The following is a 23,357-nucleotide window of genomic DNA, read 5'->3' as shown; positions in this document are numbered from 1 at the left end:
GGTTACTTCTTTTAATTCCCCACACCTGAGCGGCGTATGAAGATATTATAGTGAACACGAATACGGGCTTCTTTGAATGCCTGATCCCAGTTCACTTGTTTCCAAATATCGTGATGATAGGCCCTTAATCTTGAGCCAAAGCCGATAATATCTGCCCCATCTTGTTGAAGCTGTTTAATTATCCTTTGTGATTCCTGTTCCAGGTGTCTCTCGGCTCTATTTGCAATCTTATCTCTGTTTTTCTTATCTCTTATATCCAGCTGAAAGGTCAACTCTTTGATTTTAGCTTCCATGTTAACGTCAACATCGATTATAACCTTTCCATTTTTTAATCTATAATCATAATGTGATTTGCTTTTTAAAGGTGTTAATGAGCCTAAATGACCAGATCCATCCGTAATATGAATCGTCGTTCCTCCCCCGCGGCCGTCACCAGAAATCTGTTCAAAATTTGCTATATCCTTTTGTTTAATAAAACCGACGAGCCGTGCCCCTTTGAAGGCCGCTATCCCGGAAACGACAGGCTTCTTTTCTTCCATTTTAATGCTGATCATTTTTGGCTGAATCGACGTATTTGATAAATCTTTATAAAACTGACCAAGGGTTAACCTGGGAAGCCGTTGAAGTTTGGCACTGTTTTCAATCATATTTGATAGAAAAATCGATGGGATTTTTTCCAAATCAGTCTTCACCTTTAGCAGATCGTAAGCTTTACCATCCTTTACGACAACCAACGATTGAAGACGGCGCACCTCCGGATTACGCCGTGAGGCATCAACAAAGTTTTGGAGGCCAACTCTCGCTGCCTCTTCCCCGAATGCAGCAATTCTTGTTTGTCCGAAATCAATTTCCTCATCGACCATGTTTTGAAGTTTCCCGACCGCTTCATTAATCGACCTCGCTTTTGCAGTGAACACCCTTACCGGGGCGCCTCCGCCTCCTCCGCCGCTGCTTCCTCCAGAAATATTAAGCGGAATCGGCACTTGAATGGAAACTTGAATCATCCCCGGCTCTTTAGCTTTATCAACGCCAAAGGCTAAGACAGTCGTCCGTTCTTCAATATCACGTTCATCCCAGCATCCCGTTAATGCGTAAAGGCAAACAATAAGGAGGATCCCCAAACTAAGTCTTTGACTGATTTTCTTGAGACGCCATTTTCCCATGGTTTTCCCCCTTCCTTCTTTTCCTTCGAATGAGGGCTATGACATATAAAATCACCGGAATGGCAAAAGTAATCACACAATAATAGCCAAGATATTCCGACCAACGAAAAAGCTGTTGAACGCTATCAGGCTCCAGTGCCATCGCATAGATTAGCGGCAGTAAAATCAGTCCAATCCATTTTCTTGCTGAGTTCTTTTTCTTAAAAGGCAGCCATTGTGCAATGGCCAAGCATGCCGCATAATACACGTTCCCAATCGACGTATAAGCAGCTGCAACCCATAAGGCAAGGAAAAGGCCATCAAGGCGTTCTAGTAAAAACGAAGCAAAATCCGTTGATTTTACAACCTCTAATACCGGCCACGTCAAGTGCTGCAGTTCTTCAAAACCAAACACCGCAACGCATGTAAAAACAATTAACACGTAGTTCAAGGTAACCAATCCCATTGCCGCCATGTTTGTCGCAACATTTTTTTCCTTTTGGGAATAAGCCAAGAACATCATCATAACCACAAACCCTTGATAAGCAAAAGCCGTCGTAAAAGAACCCTTTAGAAATGATACGGGACCCACAGTAAAAAAGGGCACGACATTCGTCCATTGGATATTTTTCATTGTCATGAAGGTAATAACAAAGCCTGTGATAAAAATAACGAAAAAGGCAAGTTCGTTAAAACGCCCAATCACCTCAACTTCCACGATAATAAGGAAGTAAACGGCGAACAGCATGGTAATCAGAATCGCCTCAATCGGTGTGTTCGGCAATATGGCCGAAACGATGACTTCGCCAAATATTCTCGTTATTACAGCTGGCTCGACAATCCAAAATATAATGAGTATGAAAAGAATTGGGGCGGATAACAGTTTCCCGATAACTGGAGCCCGATCAGTCCCCAGGATAATTGCAGTATACTCAACGACTGTTTGCCCCTGGAAACGCATATTTAGCTTTGTGACAATTCCTATTAACAAGATAGCAATAATACCACCTATTAAGGTAGAAACCCAGGCGCCTTGATGGGTTATCGCAGAAACAGTCCGAGGCAACGTTAAGATTGAGGCGCCTATAATAGTGCAAATAATTATAGCGGCAGATTGCCTTGAGGTAATGACGAATTGGGTGCTTGTTTCTTTAGGCTCCTGATTGATTTGACTCTTTTGTCCGCTTTTAGCCATCATTGCCCCCTCCTCTCGTTTCCTCTCGTGTATCATCTTCAGGCTTCATTGTAACCGGCCTTCGATTCATCCATTGCAGCGGCGCCCGAAACAAAATATCCTTAAGGTCACCTAAATGGCTCGGGCTGATTGGTGCGATATAAGGCACACCAAACGACTTTAGCGAACACAAATGAAGGATAATTAACAAGGTAAACAGCATCATCCCATATAGCCCGAACAATGCGGCTGAAATCATCATTGGAAAACGCAAGAGCCGGATTGCAATGGATGCATTATAACTTGGACAAGCAAAGGAACCGATGGTTGTTAAGGCCACTATAATTACCATGATCGGACTAACGAGCCCCGCTTGTACGGCAGCCTGCCCGATAACAAGGGCACCGACGATGCCGATTGTCGGACCGATAACCCCCGGCAGGCGGACACCGGCTTCACGCAGAATCTCAATAGATATTTCCATTAGCATGGCTTCGACAATAGCCGGAAACGGAACTGTCGACCGGCCCGCTGCCATGGTAATTTCAAGCTCGGAAGGAATCATTTCGGGATGAAACGACGAAAGCGCGATGTAAAGGGACGGGGCAAATAGCGCAATGAACAGACTGATTAAGCGGATAAATCGTATAAAGGTCCCGATCCAAAACCGTTCATAATAATCCTCTGGACTTTGATAAAACTGGGTAAAAATGGACGGGGCAATTAACACGAATGGTGTCCCGTCAACTATGACCACTATTTTCCCTTCCAGCACGTTCGCAACGGCTTTGTCGGTTCGTTCCGTATACTGCAGTGTTGGAAACGGCGACCAGTGACTGTCTTCGATCATCTGCTCGATATAGCCGCTTTCAAGCACCCCGTCAATTTCGATCTTCTTAATCCGCCTTTCAACTTGCTCAAGCAGTGTTTGGTCAGCCACACCCTCTATGTATACGAGTGCTACATATGTATTGGTCCGTTCTCCAACGGTTAACTGTTTTACCCTTAAATCGGGATCTTTTAGACGTATCCGCATTAAAGCAGTATTTACCCTTAATGTTTCCGTGAACGCTTCCTTAGGTCCCCTGATCACATTCTCTGTATGGGGCTCGCCGACAGGCCGGTGTTCCCACCCCTTTGTATTAAGATCAAAAGCCTTTTCAGAACCATCAATGAAGAGCACCGTATCGCCATAAAGAATCGCACTGATCACCTTTTGCATGTTATCGATTTCAGCAATTTCATTTATCGTTAAACTGTACCTTTTTATGATTTCAGACAGGTTATCTTTTGTTATAGGCCGTTCTGGATCAATGCCCCGTGTCTCAATCATTTGTGTTTTTAAAATGAAGTTATCAATCGTGGCGTTATCCACTAACCCATCCATATAAACAATTGCAGTCTTAAATTCGCTGTTGGCACCGATATTAAAATGGCGGATGATCAAGTCTCCGCTTTTCTCTTTCCCGCCTAAAATTTTATTAACCAGCATGATGTTGACATCCAGATCTTTGCTGATCTCTTCTTTAATAGCGCTCATTTTCTTCTTTTCCCATTCACGCAAAACCTTTTGCTTGCGTACCTCTTTCATGCTTTTCCCCTTACGGTATCCCATCGTCATCTTCCCTCCTTGCTAGAAGACCTAGCCAAACTCATATGTATGACATAAAGATCCAGAGTGTCTTCTTATAATGCTCAATCATTACCACGATATTCTTGCCATAAAGAAAGAGCAGCCTCTGTAAACGTCTTGCTTACAAAGGCTGCCCTTATTATTAATGGGGATGCTAATGTCCCAATCGTAAGATAATCGATTTCTAAGTATTTTTGTGCTCTTACAAAAGGAACTCGGTTACTAACTTATATTTAAGTTAATCGTTATTTTCGCGAATGCTCAACCATTATATTCAATCAAACCGGCCATACCGTGTTCCATACTTGAAGAACCGTGGAATGTCCTCTTCAGCTGCCTCAATTAAACGAAGTACAATCTCCTTTTAAGGAGTGTATCTCGTCAAAGACGATCCTTGAACAAGAGTGCAGGAGTGCATTTCAGTAATGTACGAAGCCTCTATTATTTGGCTAATCTATAGTTGTTTACAATCTCTGCTATGTGCTGCATCGTCTTATTTGTTGCTTCTTCCGCATTCAGGTGACGGCGATTATTTAATACAGTGACTAACATACCTTGCCATATTAACACCGTTCTCTCATTAATGGCAGCAGCTTCTTCTTTTGATAAAATGCCTTCCTGAACGGATTTATCCAGTGCGTTTCTACTTCTTGTTGAAAAGTTATATTCTGATATAAATGTCTTTATATCTTCTGTAACCTCCCCGAATAAATCGGATTGGTAGACACTATAATAGTATTTTAATAACTCCTCAGGTTTTTCGCCTAAATCCGCTAAAAAGATAGCATAATATATGTCAGGTTCTTCAAAGGAATGTTTACAAAAACTTTCCCAGCTCAACAAGTACTTGTCCAGAGAATTATCTCCTTGTTCCATCCGCTCTGGAAGCTCTTCAATAAATTTATTTAAATACTTTAGGGCTGCAAAAAAGATTAAGTGAGAAACTTCCTGAAAATAGTTATAAATTGTAGCACTATTATATCCTGCCTTAGTAGCAATTTCCCGTATGGTTACGTTCACAATTCCCTTTTGGTCAATAATCTCAACCGTAGCATCCACAAAATATTGCCACATACGCTGCATTTGGATTTCTTTATTTGTCAATTGCGATCCCCCTCTTATTTTTATAATCATTGAGTGGAACTCCCCTATTACTATAATGTTTTTTTTTTATGTAATCAAGATTACAAAAATGAGAAGGAGCAACAGACGGCATGATTTTCTTATAACAATACCCAAAAACAGCAAAGCAGCATTCACCCTTCTTTTTCGCGAATGCTACACAATTATTTTTCAAATAGGAAAGTTAATTAGACACCTTATCTTCCTTTGCTTGTATATGCACTTTTTTTAAATTCACCTCCGGATTGGATAATAAATCAGGATCCACCGGTTGTTGCTGTTTAATCAATCGCCGTACTGCCAGAGCATTTTTCGGTTGATTCACAAGTAAGGCTGCCTCTACCACGCCACTTGCATTTAAATAAAAATGCGTAAATTGCTTATCTACCATATTTCCCCGTAATACAGTAGCCTCCCAATTCTTTGTATGACCAAAATATTGTAAACGATGGTCATATTGATCGGACCAAAAATAAGGAATGGTCGTATAGGCATTTGAGTCTCCGCCCAGCATATTTTTTGCAACACATTTGCCATGATTAACTGCATGGTCCCAATGCTCTATGTGAATATTGGTTCCACGAAACGGCCACATCGCGCAATCCCCTGCAGCATACACATTTGGCAACGATGTTTCACCAAATTCGTTTACAATATACCCACGGTCAACATGCAGCCCTTTATCGGACAAAAATGTATTGGGTATAACCCCTATCCCCACAATGACTGCCTGACATGGAATGACTCGCCCTTTCTTTGTCAGGGCTTTTTCAACCTGATTTGTTCCATCAAATTGCACAACCGAATCCTCCGTAATAACATGTACACCTTCAGATTGATGTAGCTGAAGAAAGTAATCACCCATTTCATCGCCAAGAATGCGGGCTAAAGGCAGCGGCGCATGCTCCAGCACGGTTACTTCCTTTCCAAGCCTCTTAAACGACGAAGCAAGCTCTGCACCAATAAATCCCGCTCCAACAATGACAATCTGTTGAATACCGTCTAATTTTTGGCGTATCGCAATCGCATCGGACAAGGTCTTCAAATAATGAATTCCTTCAAGATCTGAGCCATTCACTTGTAATTTCCTTAAACTGGATCCTGTCGTTAATAGAAGTTTTCCCCATTCCATTATCTCACCATCTGATGAAATTGCGATTTGCTTTTCCGCATCAATGGAGACAATCCTAACACCTAGCTTCAGCTCAATACGCAGTGCTGTCAAACTTTCAACGCTGCGCAAGGATATATCCGTTTCCGATGATTCGCCAAGCATAAATTCCTTCGACAGTGGTGGACGATCATAAGGTAGCTGTGTATCACGGTCTACTAGCACAATCCGGCCTTCATATCCCTCATTACGGAGCGTTTCAGCGGCATGGACTCCTGCTATCCCAGCTCCTATAATCATAATAGGTTTGTCAATAGTAGTCATAATTCATTCTCTCCAATCAACTTAGAAGTGGAACTTGGCACTTTATCCCTAACCATTTCCTAAAAAACACACTAGCCTTTGACCCATATGAAACCATCCAGTTCTATTACACTATACACAGACAAAGGTTCATCAGCAGGACCTTCTACTACAGAACCATCCCGGATATCGAAACAGGCGAAGTGAAGTGGACAATACAGACAATGGTCCTCCAACTCACCATCCACCAATTCAGAATAAGCATGTGAGCATATCCCATCTACCGCATGTACAGAACCGTGTACACGTGCCACAACCAGCGTTTCTTTTCCAACGGTTACTTCGATCATTTCCCCTTCCTCGACCGAATCACTAGTTGCTACAAAAGTGTACTTACTATCCCCTAATTGAAGACTTCCTGCCTGATTAATCATTTTTCTCAGCTCCTCCCTTAAATAGTTACCGAAACTGCTGCAATAGGGCTGGAAGAAGGGATATGGGTGATGTTAAGCGCCGTCGTTCACTACCACATCCCTGCCTGCAACTTAGTCCGTTTCTTCCAGTTCCTTTTGTACATATTTTTTAAAGTTAGCTACCCGCCAATCGAGTGGTGTTAGAACACCGCCATTTTCATATACCTTTGATTGATTCCCCAGCTGCACGAGCTCACTTGCACCCCAATCCTCATGACTGGTAATATCCCAAAAATCAACTGCATCGGCGATATGGCAGTTTTCCTTTGCCAAAACGTCTGGGTCGAACAACCAATATCCTTTGACCAATGTTTCGTCCGGTTTAATCGGGAACATTGCCGCAATAAACACATAATCAGAAGCCATACAGATATAGGAATGCGGGAAAATGTGCAGATAGGCAATTTTACGTTCATCATCCTCGGTAAGCCCCGGGAATACAGGACGGTAAGCATTCCCATCAATATTTACACGCTCGAACCTAGCCTTTAGCTCCATTGCGCCAACATGTTTAACAACCTTTGTTTCCGGTACGTCATCACCAACCCAATTTCTAGGTTGGTTAGGTGGTGTGGTACGACTTAATTCCGGGTGAATATTCGGGCAATGGTAGCATTCCTCTGCATTCTCCATCAATAGCTTCCAATTCGCCTTCACTGTATAGGTTTTCTTTTCTCCTAGTTTAAGTCTGTCCATCTGATATCTTTCATAGATCGACCATGATTCCGGCAGATTAAAACTTTCTTTTAGCGAAGGTGCATTGGGATCGACGTTAATCCAAATAAACCCATCCCATGTTTCTGTTTTTATTTTCACTAGGGGATGTTCACTTTTATCAAAATTCGCATCTTCTTCCGGAATATTTGGCGCCTTCTTCAATTCACCAGTATCCCCACTGTACATCCAGCTATGGTAAGGGCAGATAATATTTCCTCTGCTGAAATGTCCTGACTCTGCACTACACAACTGAGATCCGCGGTGCCGGCACACATTATAGAACGCATTGACCTGACCATCTGATCCACGGGTGACAATGAAATTCTCATGCGCGATCTGCACCGTAGTGTAGTCCCCGTTATTTGGGATCTCTTCCTCTCTGCCTGCACATAACCATGTCTTAAACCAGATCTTATCTAGTTCTTTTTGAAAGGTAAACGGAGCATAATACTCACTCCCGGGAAATGTCGGTTCAAACGTCGCATCACTTGGCCATCCGCCTTCAATCGTTTTCAAACTATAAGCCTCCTTATTTCAATATATTTATAATTTAAAAGTTTTCAGCACACGTCTTAGCTTGCACAAAGCTTAATAAATAGTCCAAACACCCTGTCTTTGAACCGGTGCCAGACATGTAATACCCACCAAATGGTTGTACTCCTACCAACGCTCCGGTACATTTACCGTTAAAAAACAGGTTCCCGCAATCCATTTTTTTTCGAGCATATCTGATTTTATCGCGATCATTTGTATATAAGGCTCCTGTCAACCCATACTCCGTGTCATTATATACATTGATCCCTTCCTCAACACTCGCCACTTTACAAATGGCCAGTACCGGACCGAATATTTCTTCTTTCATTATCCGCGACCCTGGTGCAACATCTTTATAAATGGTCGGAGTAATATAGTACCCCCTGGTATTATCACTGTCGCCGCCAAAGATTAATTCGCCTTCCTCTTTTCCGACTTCGATATATTCTTTGATTTTCTTAAATGCTTTGTCATCAATGACTGGACCGATCGCATTATTTTCCGTCCCAGGCCCAACGTGAAGTGTCTTCGTTCGCTCGATAATTTTATCCACCATCACGTCGTAAACGTTTTCGTGAATGATTGCCCTGGAACCGGCAGAACACTTCTGTCCCTGATAACCAAATGCGGATGTTACAATACCATCAGCAGCAGCATCAAGATCTGCTGACTCATCCACGATGATGCCGTTTTTACCACCCATTTCTGCAACGACACGTTTAATCCAGCGCTGGCCTGGTATTCTGGTATGTGCCACTTCATCAATGTGTAGTCCCGCTTCTTTAGACCCGGTAAACGAGACGAAATTGATATCCCGATGTGCTACCATGTAATCACCAATTTCACCAGACGATCCCGGAACAAAATTGATAACACCGTCAGGAATATCGGCTTCATGCATGATTTCCATAAATTTTGCTGCTATAACCGGTGTCAAGGAAGCTGGTTTCAGCAATACAGTATTACCAGTAACTATGGCAGACACCGTCATACCGGTTACAATCGCCAGTGGGAAATTCCACGGAGAAATAATGGCGCCCACCCCAAGCGGTTTATACTCGAGACGATTTTCAATCCCAGGTAATGATTCAAGCTCCTGTCCTTGTTCAAGCTCTATCGCTTTACGTCCGTACATTTCCAAAAAATCAATTGCTTCATTAATTTCCCCATCGGCTTCTCCCCAATTTTTACCTGCTTCGTATATCTGCCAGGCGACCAATTCTGCATTACGACGCTTCATAATCTCCGCAGCTTTGAATAAATGGCGTGCACGTTCCTGAAAAGTCATGGAACTCCAACTTTCATACGCTTTTCGTGCAGCCTTTATCGCTGTTTCAATATCATCTTTACCAGCTTGGCACACATAGCCTACCACTTCTTTATGCAAGGCCGGGTTGTAAGAAGCCAGCTTATGTTCAGTTGAAATTTCCTTTTCTCCAATAATTAAAGGATATTCCTTGCCCAATTCTGTTTTAACAAATTCCAGATTCCTATTTAATTCTTCCCTATTTTCGGGATTTCCCCAATCTGTAGGGGCTTCATTTTTGAATGGTGCAACAGGCAACAAAAACACCTCCTAAAGATAATTAATACATTGCAGGTTCAGACCACAATTTTACTGCAGTACCCAATCCGCGTTCCTTTGCATTTTGATAAACCCGATAGCTGTTCGCTGTATCTGTTGCACAAATACCCAATGTTACAAAAAAGACGCTGTCATCCTCATTTTCCCGGCAGTTCTTATCTCCTTTGATCACTTGTCCCAACTCAATGATATCGTTCTGGTCCAATTGGCCGGACTTGGTTAATTCCGATAAAGGATATTTATCATCTTTTAAGCGGAGTTTATAGTCCATGCAATATTTATTAAAGCCTTGTAAAATAGCTTCGTCTTTATGATCCCACATAGAAACACCGGAGTGGAAAGAACCTTTCTTTATCCATTCTTTAGGGATATATTCATTTCCCAAGTTGACATTTGTTGCTGTATATACGATATCCGACTGTGCTACTGCCGCTTCTACATCGTTACAGATCTCAAACCTGTATCCAAGATGTTTCCATTTAGCAGCAAATTTTTCTGCTCTCTCCTCACTTACATCATATAATCGTACAGTTTTAATATTTTTCATTACTTTGCTTGTTGCTTCGATATGGGCATTTTGAATGACACCACAGCCTACCATTCCAATGATCTCTGAATCCGGGCGAGCACAATACTTTGCACCCAAAGCACTTGAAGCCCCGGTACGTAAAGCGCTTACAATGGTGTCATCCATAACAGCAAAAGGATATCCTGTGTCTTCATTATAAAGAATAATCATTCCGTTCGATCTTGGTGTCTGTCTTTGTATTGGGTTCATCGGATTACTTGGTATCCCTTTCACAGCAGCAACCCGCATTTCTTCAGAACGAATAAGAGCAGCATGGACACCGATCCTCTTATCGGAGTAGTTTCCTTCCTCCCATAACAGATGTAATAATTCCGGTTCTACGACTTTATCTTCCGCCAGCCATAAATTTACTTTTTCAACATACTCTAGGATCATATCCATATCTTTTGCGCCGCTTTCGATACACTCCTCTTGAGACAACCATAAAACGTTTACCTCTTTAGAATTACTCATTTAACGAAACACTTCCTTCTTTTTTTGTTTTAGTTACCCATCATTCAAATAGAGATTTGTTCATTTATTTGGTAAATGCTGCGTTGTTATTTTTTTCATGAATCCCCTCTTTCAAATGTTTAAATAATCATGGTTATTAACTACGATTACATTATAATCATGATTATACGGAAAATGCAATAACATTTTTTAATTATTGCCCTAGAAAATATTTTCTGAGTAATGAAGTAATACTTATTGATTTGTATCATGATTATGTTATAATCATGATTAATTACTTATGTAAGCGATTGCAAAAGTGATGGCGACAACCTTGAAATTTCTAATTTGTCTTTTAAAAAAGTGGTGCCCGCTCCAAACGGATCCACAATAACTTGTTGAAATCACTACGGAACGTGTTGATTTATTTTAGGAGAAATGAAATGAGGAGGAGATTTTTTGCTTAAGAGACATAGCGTTCTTGGTATTTCTTTATCACTTAGTATTTTATTCGTAGTTATCGGTGTTGTCTTTAATGATTGGTTAGGCCAGAAAGCATCCGCTTTTCTGGACTTTGCAGTTACTTATTTTAACTGGTTTTACCTGCTTGTAGGTACTATTTTTGTAATGCTTTGTCTGTATTTAATGTTTTCTAAATATGGAAACATACGTTTAGGTAAGGATGAAGATAAACCGGATTATAATACTATTTCTTGGATATCTATGTTGTTTAGTGCAGGCATGGGGGTCGGCTTGGTTTTTTGGAGTATTGCTGAACCTGTTACTCATTACATCACACCAGCTTATGGTGAGGGCTCAACTTCTCAATCAGCTGAACTTTCCATGGTATATACATTTTTTCACTGGGGAGTACACCCATGGGCTATTTTTTCAACGATTGGTTTAGGATTAGCCTATTTTCAATTTAGAAAAGGATTACCTGCTACTGTAAGTAGTATTTTTTATCCAATATTAGGTGATAACATAAAAGGCCCAATAGGGAAAGTCATTGATATCCTCGCAGTTTTTGTTACTGCAGTGGGGGTAGCTAGTACATTTGGTTTAAGTGCCTTGCAAATTTCTAGTGGACTCCATACTGAATGGGGGGTCCCTAACTCATTAAGCATTCAATTGTTAATCATCATTATCGCTACAGTTTTATTCTTACTATCTGCAACAACCGGCTTGGATCGTGGAATTAAATATTTATCAAACACTAACATGTTAATATTTTTTATTCTCATGCTAATAGTATTAATAGTTGGGCCAACTAGACAGATATTTGAAGTTTTAATTTCTAGTACAGGTAGTTACCTAACCAAGATTGTCCCTTTTAGTTTCAGACTAGCGCCTTACAATGCAGGACAAGATAAATGGATTAGCGACTGGACTGTATTTTATTGGGCATGGTGGATGACATGGGCTCCTTTTGTTGGTTCATTTATTGCTAGAATTTCAAAGGGTAGAACAATTAAAGAGTTTATGATGGGTGTCTTAATTGTGCCAACCTTGCTTACTTTTGTTTGGTTTTCAATTTTAGGAGGAACAGCACTCCATCTAGTTAACGACTTACATAACAGTGGACTAGCCAAAAGTATTACCAATGATATGACTTCGGCATTGTTTTTATTCTTTAACAACATACCCATGGGGTCAATATTAAGTATTTTAGCGATGTTTCTTATCTTCACCTTCTTTATCACCTCTGCCGATTCAGCTGTTTTTGTACTTGGAATTCTTAGTATGAAAGGAGACTTAAATCCCTCGAAAAAAATAAAAATGATCTGGGGGATTATTGTTGCAGGGGCTGCCGTTGTATTTCTTGTAGCGGGTGGATTGGAAGCAGTTAAAACTATATCAATAGTTATAGCTTCTCCTTTTACAATTATCATGTTATTTATTTGCTATTCCTTATTTAAAGCGATTAGGTCTGATTATCTCCAACAACCCTTAAGGATTAATGTTAGAAAAGAGAAAAATAGAACGAAAGAAAACATAGCGGAAACAAAGAAAGCGGAACAGATATAATTGGTATAGAGATGAAGGTAACTATATGTTTGTTATAGGGGAATGTTGCATTCCTTTAGGAATCTAGCAGTTTAAGCTTGGATGCGATTAGAAGCCTTATATTGAATTTAGACAATGATTTAGCTTATGTTTCTTTCTCATTAATCTTTCAGCACCGAATTTTTCGTAATTTTTTACCCAGTTTATATTCCGCTTATGGGACTTTACACCATGTTTCCGAGCTGAAAAGAGATGGCGCCAAAAGCCACCAAGTGGTGTTATTTGACGCCATCCCTTATAAGGTCGCATTTTCTTTGAGCTTTTTCCGCTTTCTTCTTCTTTTTTTCATCGCCTTTAACAGGAAGCCCCCCTGAAATTTTCGCGGTTCGTATGAGATGATGAATGCCTGCGGTTCATATTCCTCAATTAATTCAAACAAGCCTTCTTCCTGATTTCGCTTGGTCAGGATCTCCATTTTATAACGAATGCTGTCTCTGCCATGCCCTTCGAAAACGGTCACACCATATCCTTCAAAACGTAATTGGCTGATAAGTTCTTCGTTTTTTTGTAAAGTATTGACTTGAATAGATGTATAGCCAATTGCCAGTTCCTGTTCGATCTTTGAACCAATAAGAATTCCCAATCCAAAACCGAGCGCATACACGAGCATGGATATAAAGTTTTGGTCTCCGCTAAAAACAAGAGACAAACCAAACACGTAAACGGCGGCTTCAACAAAACCTAAAAAGCTTGCGTTCAACGTGTAACCTTTAACCAACATAATAGTCCGTAAAGTGAAAGTAGGAACATAAATCAACTGCAATGCCAATATCATTAAAATTTCCTTCATCATCTCGCATCAACCTTTAATATTCAAAATATATAACTCACAGAACTGATTATATACGAGTATTTATGCGGAATCAGTCGTTTATTGGCTTTTTCTATTTTTTTTGTTATAAAATACGATTCCAATTTAATATTCGGGTTATAATATTTTCATACTCGGCTAGTCCTATTACTTAGCGGCTCACTGCGCTCCATATCATTTAACAGATCAATGAGTAATTTTGTTTTAACCCCTTCAAAACCTCTTTCTTGAAATAAATTGTTCATTTCATTGGGATCATTTTTTAAATCATAGAGTTCTCCGAAAGACTCTCCGAAATAGATTGCTATTTTCCATTCTTGTGTCACCCAGCATTTAAAACGAATGCGATTTGGTTCTTCTTTATATTCGATTCGCACACCATCTCTTTCTAGTGGCTTGCCTTTCTCAAGTCTTGGCCTTAATGATATGCCGTCTCTCTGAATAGAATCTTCTATATTTAAGAAGTCCAAAATGGTGGGGGCGAGATCCACAAGTGAAACACATTCTTCCACTTCACAAGGATCAAATCCATTGGGATAACGTATAAGCAGCGGTATGTGTGTCACTCCTTCATAAACCATTGGTCCCTTTTGACCAATAGAGTGATCACCCAGCATTTCCCCATGATCCGAAGTGAAAATCAATAATGTATTATCAGATAATCCAAGTTTATCTAGTTCTTCAAGAATAACCCCAAGCTGATCATCAATGAGTTGAACCATCGTATAATAGTAAGCTTTTGTCGTTCTTGCCTTTGGTTCATCATTATAATAAGCCTTCCACGCAAAACCTTCATTGCCCGCAATCGCAAACTTTCCCTTAAATCGACTTTCATTAATGGTACCGTTATGGAAATGAGTAATATGTTCAGGTAAAAGTCCCTTATTATACGATTTTCTATTCGTCAAGGGAATATCATCTGCATCAATTCGCCTTTGATAGTTTTTAGGAACGACATGAGGATGATGTGGGTCCTGGAATCCCAGATTTAAATAAAATGACTGGGCGTTGTCGTAGTTCCTTAAAAATTCCACCGCCCTTTCGGCAATCCACGTACCCGAATGAAGCTCAATTGGCAGTTCCCAGTCGGCAGTCCCGTTTGCATCGTTTTCTAATATATATTGTTCTTTAAAATCCGAGGGACAAAAGCCCTTACTCTCAATCCATCTCTTATAATGCCCTGTAACTCCCCAAGTCCCGTGTCCAACACTAAGTTCAGCTTTTTCAAAACCTGTAAAATCCTTAAAAGGCGTTCCTTTTTCATCCACAATAGCATTTTCTGGACTTTCAATTCCCCACGGATACCAATGTGCTTTACCAATATGATGGGTTTGGTACCCTTTATTTCGTAACAAGTGGCTAAAAAAAATATTTTTATCGATAGCCGTTGTACCGATATTGTAAGCCCCGTGCCGTGATAAATGAACACCTGTCATCATCGATGTTCTTGATGGGGTACAGACAGTGTTAGGACAATACGCTCGTTTGAATGATACACCCTCCCTACCGATCCGATCCATATTTGGTGTATGGATAAAGGAAGATCCGTTCATTCCAACGCTATCAAATCGCTGTTGATCAGTAGTAATAAGGATGACGTTCGGCTGGTTCCTCAGTTTCCGTTCAGCTCCTTAAAAATAAATCCTATTTAATGTAATATATCTGCTTACTGGACAACATGAACAAAGTAAGATAAGCCCCGAATCAAGTTCCCCTTGGGAAATACCCGGTACGGTATTATGGCTGACTTCTCCCTCCACTAACCGAACCATACAACTTCCACAGTGACCGAACTGGCAATCAAATTCTGGTTCAATGCCATTTTCTAAGAGACTATGCAGTAACATCTTTTCCCCTGAAACGAGAGACACTTCTCCTGTAGGTTCCCATCTTATTTCGAATACCTTGTTAATTCGGCACACCATATCGCCTTGTCACCTCAGAAGGGGCTCCTATTTCTTGCAGCCATTTTTTAAAGGCTTGCATCAGGCTAATTACAACATCTTCTTCCTGATCAATGACATTATGCTTTTCATCTGGATCCTGTTCTAAGTTGTACAATGCATTAGTGTATCTCGGAACTGGATAAGTCACTGGGTAACGCCTGTTATCAAGGTCATACACGCCTCTGCGCCCCGCAAATGTCCGCCCTGGTTCACGGGTGCCGTACCAATAAAGCGGAACTCCTTCACAAGGTGTTAAATAGAGAGCCCATTTCCCATCACAAACACGCACAATATCCCCAAATTTCCCAGAGAATGCCGCTGATCGCATCGTTCTTCTTTCTCCTTGCACGAGTGGCAGCAAACTCTTTCCGTGACCATTCAGCTGACTCTTGTTGATGCCTTCCCAAGCTTTGCGGTGACCTGTTCCACGGATCCACTTATTACGCCTGATATCTTTCAGCAGTGAAATGTCCAAAGCATCCGTAATTGTCGGAAACAGATCAACAAGCTGTACCAATTCATTTGAACAATAACCACGTTTCCCGTGAGGATGGTATATCATTAACGGAATATGGGACATTTCCGAATATAATGGAACAAGATCGGGCTTTCCGATAAGTCCATGTTCGCCAAGAAAGAAGCCATGATCCGTCGTTATAATGATTAACGTATCATCCCATAATTCAAGCTGGTCCACCTTATCAAGCAAACGCCCAAACCAATCATCAATCATTGTTACTTCACCAGCGTAAAGCGCTCTCATTTGCCGGATTTCGGCTTCAGAAAAACGTTCAGCTGAGCCATAGACAGGACTGTGAGGAAGCTTTCCTTGATAATTTGGATCAAACCCTTTCGCTCTATAAGATGGCGGATCCCATGGTTCATGAGGGTCGAAACTTTCGATCATAAGAAAAAAGGGTTTATTCTCCCGAATTTGCGGCAGTGCGTTTCTTTCAAGCCATGAAATAGCTCGCCTAAAGACTTGAGGTCCGTATAAATCTTCTTCATATCTTTTTTCCCCGTGCTTATTTTTTTGATGAAGATACCATGCTCCGCTCGTTAGATGATCAATATTTTCTTTCGATCCGTCCTCCAAAGGATCGGTGATATACGGATCGTGTTCCTGACCCCTTATCATATCCCAGCCGTTAAAACCAAAATGATAGTTTCCGGCATCTCTTTCAAGAAGGTGATAATGGTCGCTTATAAGCATATTGATCCATCCATATGAACGTAGCAAATTGATAAAGTCAAGATCTTCGTCTTCAAGGGGACCCCAACTTCGCCAAGGAAATTCATATCGCCCTGTCCATAAATCTCTTCGTGCCGGCATACATGGAAAGCTTCCGAGGTATGCCTGCTGAAATAGTGTTCCCATGGCAGCAAATTCATCGAGGTTAGGGGTTGCTATGGGCTGGTTTAAATAATTTGATGGTTTTTCCGTACCGTAGCAGCTTAAATGATCCCTTCGTAATGTATCCATAATCACTGCAATGACATTCATTGTGTCCCATCTACCTTTCCAACGACTGTTCCCCAATTAATTTGATTTCAAGGCTTGGTTATTTTGTTGTTTAATAAATTGAGAGATGACATGATTGATAAACATATGCAGATCCTCAACAATGCCATAATCTTCTGATGGAATGATAAGAGTTAGATCGGAATAATCTTTGACTCTGCCCTTTTTTTCACCAATAATTGCAACGGTTAGAGCATTTTTCTTTTTCGCAAAATCGAGTGCTTTAATCAAGTTTTCCGAGTCGCCGGAAACAGATAATGCAATCACAACATCATTTTCACTTATTTGGTTTTTTAACATTTCTTTAAATATGTCGTCATAACTTATATCATTTGCTAAAGCTGTTAAAGTAGTCATGCCATCTACAGGTGTGGTGATTTTTAATCTTTCACTATCTCCCACATTAATGCCTTTACCAAAATCACAGCCCCAATGTGCCGCAGAGGCAGCACTTCCGCCATTCCCAATCACAAAAACCTGTTGCCTGTTCCTTCTGGCCTTTTCTATTACTTGATAAATCTCATTAACATCCGAAAAATCCAGATTTCCTAAAGCTGCAATAAAATCGGCCTTATAGTTTTCAAAGTAAGCTTGGAACAAGATCTTCCCCCCCATTGGCCCGATTTGGTTGTGTTGGAAACTCAGCATAGGTTAGCAGGGCACCATTTTTTGTTACTATTCCAACAGCAGTTTTCGTCCCTCCAATATCAATAGATCCTGTTAGCCTTTGAAGATTCATACTCTTTCACTCCCTAAAGATCAATACAACGAGAGACTATCTACACCCATCAGGTGGTGGAATTAGTGAATATATTAAAAATAACTAAGTGTGGCATCTTGTTTTTTATAGTTGGGAAATGACTGATTAAAATAAATTTATGAAGTATTTTGTGGCTTTATTTATTTATTCTTTAATCTTATTTATGATTACTTCTTATGTCAATATATTATTTAGACTTTTCCGTTAATTTTACTTGGCACAAACTTCTGGCTATTCATCCAGAGATGCGGGTTCTACCCTAACTTTAGTCAAAGGCTTCGTATAAAACATCACAGCAGAGTCAAACTAGCCTTAACGAATTAAAATTTTAGTATAGGAGTAAAAGTATGGTTACTTTGGCGTATTTCATCATCCTTATTCTTACTTTAGCTGTTATTGGTCTTGTCGATATGACCGTCTCTAAATCTAATTTTCTTGATTCGTTACAGACATTGTTTGAAGGAAGAACGATTGTCATAGCAGCAAGTATTGTCGGTTTAATTGTCAGTGTGATTAATGATATTCGTCTTTCTAAAAATAAGATGAATTAACGACTAAAATGGGGTTATTTTATGAGTGCAGAAATGAAAGAGAATATTTCATTATGGCAGTTTTTTGTTTTAACCATCACTTTTGAGTTGGGCAGTGCTGTTGTCGTTGGAATCGGAAATGATGCAAAACAGGATGCATGGATTGCTATTCTTCTCGCAGCCCTACCTGGTTTCCTTCTTATTTGGATGTATTCTTATCTTTTGTCACTCTTACCTGGAAAAAACTTATTTGAAATTATGGAGGTCGCCTTTGGAAGAAAATTCGCTATGGGGTTAACCATAGCATATTCAGTATACTTTTTTTATCTAGCTTGTTATGTATTACGGGATTTTGTAGAGATGATTGGATCAGCTGTCCTTTTTAATACTCCCTCCGGCGTTGTTGCTGTCACCCTTATGCTTGTCATAGCCTATATCCTTTACCTTGGATTTGAAGTTGTCGGTCGGGTCGCTGAAATTTTTTCGCCTTATATGTTCTTTTTTATTTTTCTTTTATCCATATTTGTATGGATTAGTGGCAATTTCGAAATTAAGAATCTTCAACCTGTCCTATCCGAAGGCTTTCAGCCGATTATGAATGCAATCTTTCCCCAACTTCTTGGTTTCCCGATTGGGGAAATACCGATTATTTTCACTGTGTTAATGGCCCATACGAGTAATTTTAAATATTCTCGCAAAGTTGGTATGTATGCCTTTGGAACAGGCACTGTCATATTAGTTTGGGCAGCCATTCTCCAAATTGCTGTACTGGGAGTTGACATTAAATTACGTTCTGATTTTCCCCTTTTAAGCGTCGCGAGGATGGTTTCATTTGCTAACTTCTTTGAGAGAATTGACGCGACTATTGTCTTTATTATGATGTTTGGAATCATCTTAAAAATAAGTGTTTTTTCCTTTATAGGACTAAAAGGTTTGGAATATGTCTTTCGGATGCCGTATCGCCCATTTGTTTTCCCTATGTCAATGTTGATCGCTTTATTTTCCTTGATTAATTCGGAAAGCTTTGCGGAGCACATTGAAAAAGGATTTAAAATTCTTCCCCCATACTTCCATATGCCGTTTCAAATTTACATTCCTTTACTAATATTTTTTATTGTTATATGGAAAAAGAAAAGACACCGTTTTCGGAAAGGAGGTAACAGATAATGAATTTTTTTAAAAAATGGTCCTCATCAGAGCAAACCAAATTTCACCAGTCGCAAACAACCAGTGAAGAATTGGTTCCTGAAGGGGAAAAGAAAACAGGACTGAAGAACCATTTGGAACAAAATCGTTCTTTGCTGCAACAAGTATTTGGCGATACGAGCGACTTTCATATCGAAAAGGTTTATACCGGAAACCGTGAGGGATTGGTTTGTTATTTAGAAAGCATGGTGAAACATAGCCTTATTAGTGAACAAATCATGAAGCCATTGTCCCAAAGTTCTTTTAAGCAAAAGCCGATTAACAAAGTGAAAGATTTAGACGACTTTCGCAAAAGTTTTTTTGGCGGCATTAACTTTCATTTTGCCAATTATAAACACGAAGCCGTTTGGCACATTCTGTCTGGGTGTGCGGTGATCTTCATAGAGGGGATAACAAAGGCCCTTGCTATCGAAATTAACGGGACTGAATCCAGAGCAATTACAGAACCCACAACCCAAACCATTGTCAGGGGCCCTAAAGATGCTTTTGTCGAAGATATTAATACGAATATTAGTTTGGTGCGTCGAAGACTTAAAAACCCACGCCTCCGGTTCGAAACGTACCACATTGGGAAAGATACGTTGACATCAGTTAATATTGGTTTCATTGAGGGAACAGTCAACGAAGAAATTATAGCAGAGGTCCGCAAAAGAATATCTCGTATTGATATAAATGCAATTTTTGATTCCGGCAACCTTGAGGAGTTGATTACAGATAAAACATTTACACCTTTTCCCACCATTTATAGTACGGAGAGACCTGATACTGTAACATCAAATTTAATTGAGGGGAAGGTGGCTATATTTGTTGGCGGGAGCCCTTTTATTCTTCTGGTGCCTACCGTATTCACTGACTTCTTTGAAGTATCAGAGGATTACTACGTACATTTCTTTTTGGCCTCATTCCTTCGCATCATTCGGTATATGGCTTTTCTAATAGCCTTGTTGTTACCGTCATTTTATGTAGCAATTATGACTTTTCATCATGAATTAATACCGACTCGTTTATTCTTCAGTTTGGCAGCCCAACGGGAAGGCGTACCTTTTCCAACTGTTGTAGAGGTTTTGTTAATGGAGATAACATTTGAATTTTTACGTGAAGCCGGTGCCAGAATGCCTCGAGCCGTGGGCCAAACGATATCCATTGTCGGCGCTTTAGTCATCGGTCAAGCCGCAGTCGAGGCGGGTATTGTTTCTAATGCAATGATTATTATAGTAGCCATAACCGGTATCTGTAATTATGTGTCACCTGTTTATAATTTTGGCAGTTCTTCCCGTTTGTTGAGGTTTTTATTTATATTTTTTTCAGCTTTATTGGGTTTTTATGGGATTATTTTAATTGTGATGTTATTAGTGGCACATCTCGTTAGTCTTCGTTCCTTTGGGATTCCTTATTTAGCTCCAGTTGCTCCATTTATTATCGAAGATCAGGATGATGTTTTTGTTCGTTTCCCCATTTGGGGGGCTAGGAAACGGCCGAGCTATCTTAATACCGGTTCTCCCATAAAATCCTATGATGCTAAATCCCCTTCACCTCCGCCAAAAAGGAGAACAGATTCATGAATCGTTGTTTTGTTTTTTCCATGATTGTTGTTATAGCTTTCATACTTAATGGCTGTTGGGATGCTTATGAATTAGATCAAATTGGAATTGTAACAGGCGTTGCGATTGATAAGGGAGAGGCAAAAAAGCTAAAAATGAGTGTAGAGATCATTAATGCTCCCGAACTTTCTCCACAACAATCCAAAGGTAATTCTTCGACTGTCGTTTATGGTTTAGAAGGGAATTCGGTAGCTGAATTAAGTCATAAGATGAATGTTGCGGTGTCTAAGAAACTGGATTTTTCTCATTTGCAAACATTGGTCATAGGTGAGTCAGTGGCACGAGAAGGCTTACTTGATTTCCTCGATTATTTTGAAAGCAGCAAAGAAACACGGAATGATTTTGATTTCATCATAGCGAAAAAAGTCTCGGCCGAGGATTTGATGAGCACGACATATCCGACTGAAAATATTCCATCCATGAAAATTTATTCACAACTAGAAACAGGTTCAAAAGAATGGGGTACATACCCAAGGGTACGTATGAAAGACATTATTACAGCTATGGTGTCAGAAGGTCGGCAACCAGTTATACCCGTGGCTACCGTTACTGGGTCTATTGAAGAAGGAATTAACGTAGAAAACAGGAAAAACGTGGAACCAAAGGCAATCGTCACATTCACTAACCTTGGTGTTTTTAAAGGAGACAAGTTATTAGGATACCTATCACTCGATGACACGCGTAATTATCTTTGGACACAAAACAAATTAAAATTCACAAGTATTTCTGTTCCCTGTGGTAAAAACAAATTTTTTACCGTCCGCGCTTATCATTCACAGACAAATATTAAGGCAAACTATCGAAAGGGTGAACCTAACATCAAGTTAAATATAGAAATGGAAGCAAGGTTAGATGAAATCCATTGTCATGCTGATATAACCAAGTCTAACGTCTACAAAAAACTTGAGAAAAAAATAGAAGACCATGTAGAACAGAAAATGACAGCAACCATTAATAAAGTGCAAAATAAATATAAGATCGATATTTTTGGCTTTGGTGACGTCATGAACCGACAAGATTATCAAGCGTTTAAGAAAGTGAAAAATAAATGGGACGAGGAATTTACTAGGGCTGATATTGCCGTCAATGTAAAGGTGAATTTACGTCGTGCTGGTGTGCGGACAAAAAGCTTTTTAACGGAATTGAAAAACGAATAAGTTGGTTTAAAATATATCAATAAAGCAAGGTGGCGCATCTTCTATTCCCCCTTGCTTGGGATTGTCTTTAAGTTTGCCTTGGATGCATGGGTTCACTTTATTAAAATACACACTAATTAAAGTCTAAATAATTATCAATTAAAGAACGGGATATCCTGGCAACCATCTCAAGGTCACCTATCGTTAAGAAGTAATGGTAAATTTCTTTTTCATAAAAACATGCTGTAAATAAATCTCCGATTCTTTTGAGATACGGTATCACATCTTTGTGCAAATTGTGATAATAATCTTCTTTTTTACCTTCAAGTAAAGAAAGAAGCAGCGTAAAGTACATTTTATGTAAAAAGGAATCTTCTGCTTTTGACAATCCCTCCTGAATCAGGTTGAACAATTCACTTTTTGTATGCACATTTCCAATCTCAAGACAGCAATGGATATAGCCTTTTAAGGAAGTCAAATACAACTCATTTTTTTTGTTTGCTAAGCTGCTCTGCATAGATTCTTTATATAACTGCCTGGCCATTTTATATTTTTTTCTAATAAAATATTCAAAAGCAAAATTATTGAGCAACACATTCTTTTTATTAATTTCATTATATATTTTACAACTTTTAATTAACTTTTCGTATTGCTCTATAGTTTCTTCGAAGTCATTGGAATAACAAGTCTGGGCTAACATAAGAGTTTCTGTATCAATGACCCTTCGAAAATTATTTGTCTGTTTGAAATATTGGAGGGCTTGATCTGCATATAAATATGCCTTTAATTTATTATTAAGATAATGGCATGCGGCAGCCAAATGAAAAAAATACTCTTTATTATTGTAATCATCTGGATTAATAGCTTTTAACCTAGATTATTCATAGAAAATCCTTAATAAGACGGAAAATGCTTATCCATCAAGCGATTTCACAATATCTGTTACGCATCAAATAAATGAAA

The 23,357-nt window shown here is 39.6% G+C and carries 21 protein-coding genes; 5 read left to right on the top strand and 16 right to left on the bottom strand.

Annotated features, from left to right (window positions below):
- Positions 1–11: 11 nt before the first annotated feature.
- The 9 genes from EV207_RS17655 to EV207_RS17615 form a co-directional block, all read right to left on the bottom strand.
- Positions 12–1,163 (bottom strand): Ger(x)C family spore germination protein, encoded by a 1,152-nt coding sequence (locus EV207_RS17655; RefSeq protein WP_132747474.1) that lies wholly within the window; start codon positions 1,161–1,163, stop codon positions 12–14.
- A complete protein-coding gene (locus EV207_RS17650; protein WP_165886997.1) occupies positions 1,123–2,340 on the bottom strand; it encodes a GerAB/ArcD/ProY family transporter in 1,218 nt (405 codons plus the stop codon). The genes EV207_RS17655 and EV207_RS17650 overlap by 41 nt, the downstream gene beginning before the upstream one ends.
- Entirely contained in the window at positions 2,330–3,931 is a 1,602-nt protein-coding gene (locus EV207_RS17645) for a spore germination protein (RefSeq protein WP_243647130.1), read from the bottom strand. The genes EV207_RS17650 and EV207_RS17645 overlap by 11 nt, the downstream gene beginning before the upstream one ends.
- 459 nt (positions 3,932–4,390) lie before the next feature.
- Positions 4,391–5,053, bottom strand: coding sequence for a TetR/AcrR family transcriptional regulator (locus EV207_RS17640; RefSeq protein WP_132747472.1), 663 nt, complete (start codon positions 5,051–5,053; stop codon positions 4,391–4,393).
- Between the two features lie 202 nt (positions 5,054–5,255).
- The gene (locus tag EV207_RS17635) at positions 5,256–6,506 is read right to left on the bottom strand and encodes an NAD(P)/FAD-dependent oxidoreductase (RefSeq protein ID WP_132747471.1); all 1,251 of its coding nucleotides are present in this window, start codon (positions 6,504–6,506) and stop codon (positions 5,256–5,258) included.
- A gap of 71 nt (positions 6,507–6,577) precedes the next feature.
- A complete protein-coding gene (locus EV207_RS17630) occupies positions 6,578–6,919 on the bottom strand; it encodes a Rieske (2Fe-2S) protein (protein WP_132747470.1) in 342 nt (113 codons plus the stop codon).
- 111 nt (positions 6,920–7,030) lie between these two features.
- The gene (locus EV207_RS17625) at positions 7,031–8,191 is read right to left on the bottom strand and encodes an aromatic ring-hydroxylating oxygenase subunit alpha (protein ID WP_132747469.1); all 1,161 of its coding nucleotides are present in this window, start codon (positions 8,189–8,191) and stop codon (positions 7,031–7,033) included.
- Positions 8,192–8,225: 34 nt separating this feature from the next.
- Positions 8,226–9,773, bottom strand: coding sequence for an L-glutamate gamma-semialdehyde dehydrogenase (gene pruA / locus EV207_RS17620; RefSeq protein ID WP_132747468.1), 1,548 nt, complete (start codon positions 9,771–9,773; stop codon positions 8,226–8,228).
- 22 nt (positions 9,774–9,795) lie between these two features.
- Complete coding sequence (locus EV207_RS17615; protein WP_132747467.1) at positions 9,796–10,836, bottom strand: ornithine cyclodeaminase family protein; 1,041 nt, start codon at positions 10,834–10,836, stop codon at positions 9,796–9,798.
- Between the two features lie 438 nt (positions 10,837–11,274).
- Here EV207_RS17615 and EV207_RS17610 point away from each other — a divergent pair, with 438 nt between their 5' ends.
- Entirely contained in the window at positions 11,275–12,843 is a 1,569-nt protein-coding gene (locus EV207_RS17610; RefSeq protein WP_132747466.1) for a glycine betaine uptake BCCT transporter, read from the top strand.
- Positions 12,844–13,117: 274 nt separating this feature from the next.
- Here the strand turns inward: EV207_RS17610 and EV207_RS17605 are convergent, their stop codons facing one another.
- The 6 genes from EV207_RS17605 to EV207_RS23175 all read right to left on the bottom strand — a co-directional run bounded on the left by EV207_RS17605 (position 13,118) and on the right by EV207_RS23175 (position 17,900).
- Positions 13,118–13,672 carry a DUF2179 domain-containing protein gene (locus tag EV207_RS17605; protein ID WP_132747494.1) on the bottom strand — a complete coding sequence of 185 codons (555 nt, stop codon included), beginning with the start codon at positions 13,670–13,672 and terminating at the stop codon, positions 13,118–13,120.
- 149 nt (positions 13,673–13,821) lie between these two features.
- The gene (locus EV207_RS17600; RefSeq protein ID WP_279389203.1) at positions 13,822–15,288 is read right to left on the bottom strand and encodes a sulfatase family protein; all 1,467 of its coding nucleotides are present in this window, start codon (positions 15,286–15,288) and stop codon (positions 13,822–13,824) included.
- A gap of 36 nt (positions 15,289–15,324) precedes the next feature.
- Entirely contained in the window at positions 15,325–15,618 is a 294-nt protein-coding gene (locus tag EV207_RS23965) for a 2Fe-2S iron-sulfur cluster-binding protein (protein WP_132747464.1), read from the bottom strand.
- A complete protein-coding gene (locus EV207_RS17590) occupies positions 15,602–17,143 on the bottom strand; it encodes a sulfatase family protein (protein WP_132747463.1) in 1,542 nt (513 codons plus the stop codon). The genes EV207_RS23965 and EV207_RS17590 overlap by 17 nt, the downstream gene beginning before the upstream one ends.
- 36 nt (positions 17,144–17,179) lie before the next feature.
- Entirely contained in the window at positions 17,180–17,761 is a 582-nt protein-coding gene (locus EV207_RS17585; protein WP_165886995.1) for an SIS domain-containing protein, read from the bottom strand.
- Positions 17,742–17,900 (bottom strand): hypothetical protein, encoded by a 159-nt coding sequence (locus tag EV207_RS23175; protein WP_165886994.1) that lies wholly within the window; start codon positions 17,898–17,900, stop codon positions 17,742–17,744. Before EV207_RS23175 ends, EV207_RS17585 begins: the two co-directional genes overlap by 20 nt.
- Positions 17,901–18,268: 368 nt before the next feature.
- Here EV207_RS23175 and EV207_RS17580 point away from each other — a divergent pair, with 368 nt between their 5' ends.
- The 4 genes from EV207_RS17580 to EV207_RS17565 are packed head-to-tail and all read left to right on the top strand — an operon-like array spanning position 18,269 to position 22,415.
- Positions 18,269–18,472, top strand: coding sequence for a hypothetical protein (locus EV207_RS17580; protein WP_132747461.1), 204 nt, complete (start codon positions 18,269–18,271; stop codon positions 18,470–18,472).
- A gap of 21 nt (positions 18,473–18,493) precedes the next feature.
- Positions 18,494–19,618: a GerAB/ArcD/ProY family transporter gene (locus tag EV207_RS17575; RefSeq protein WP_132747460.1), complete on the top strand. Its 1,125-nt coding sequence runs from the start codon at positions 18,494–18,496 to the stop codon at positions 19,616–19,618.
- Entirely contained in the window at positions 19,618–21,219 is a 1,602-nt protein-coding gene (locus tag EV207_RS17570) for a spore germination protein (RefSeq protein WP_132747459.1), read from the top strand. The genes EV207_RS17575 and EV207_RS17570 overlap by 1 nt, the downstream gene beginning before the upstream one ends.
- On the top strand, positions 21,216–22,415 hold the full coding sequence (locus EV207_RS17565) for a Ger(x)C family spore germination protein (RefSeq protein WP_132747458.1): 1,200 nt from the start codon (positions 21,216–21,218) through the stop codon (positions 22,413–22,415). The genes EV207_RS17570 and EV207_RS17565 overlap by 4 nt, the downstream gene beginning before the upstream one ends.
- 112 nt (positions 22,416–22,527) lie before the next feature.
- Here the strand turns inward: EV207_RS17565 and EV207_RS17560 are convergent, their stop codons facing one another.
- The gene (locus EV207_RS17560; RefSeq protein WP_132747457.1) at positions 22,528–23,214 is read right to left on the bottom strand and encodes a hypothetical protein; all 687 of its coding nucleotides are present in this window, start codon (positions 23,212–23,214) and stop codon (positions 22,528–22,530) included.
- Between the last annotated feature and the right edge of the window lie 143 nt (positions 23,215–23,357).

Origin of the sequence: Scopulibacillus darangshiensis, assembly GCF_004341035.1 — a bacterium.
Lineage (GTDB): Bacteria > Bacillota > Bacilli > Bacillales > Sporolactobacillaceae > Scopulibacillus > Scopulibacillus darangshiensis.
This window is presented reverse-complemented; position numbering and strand designations above follow the sequence as displayed.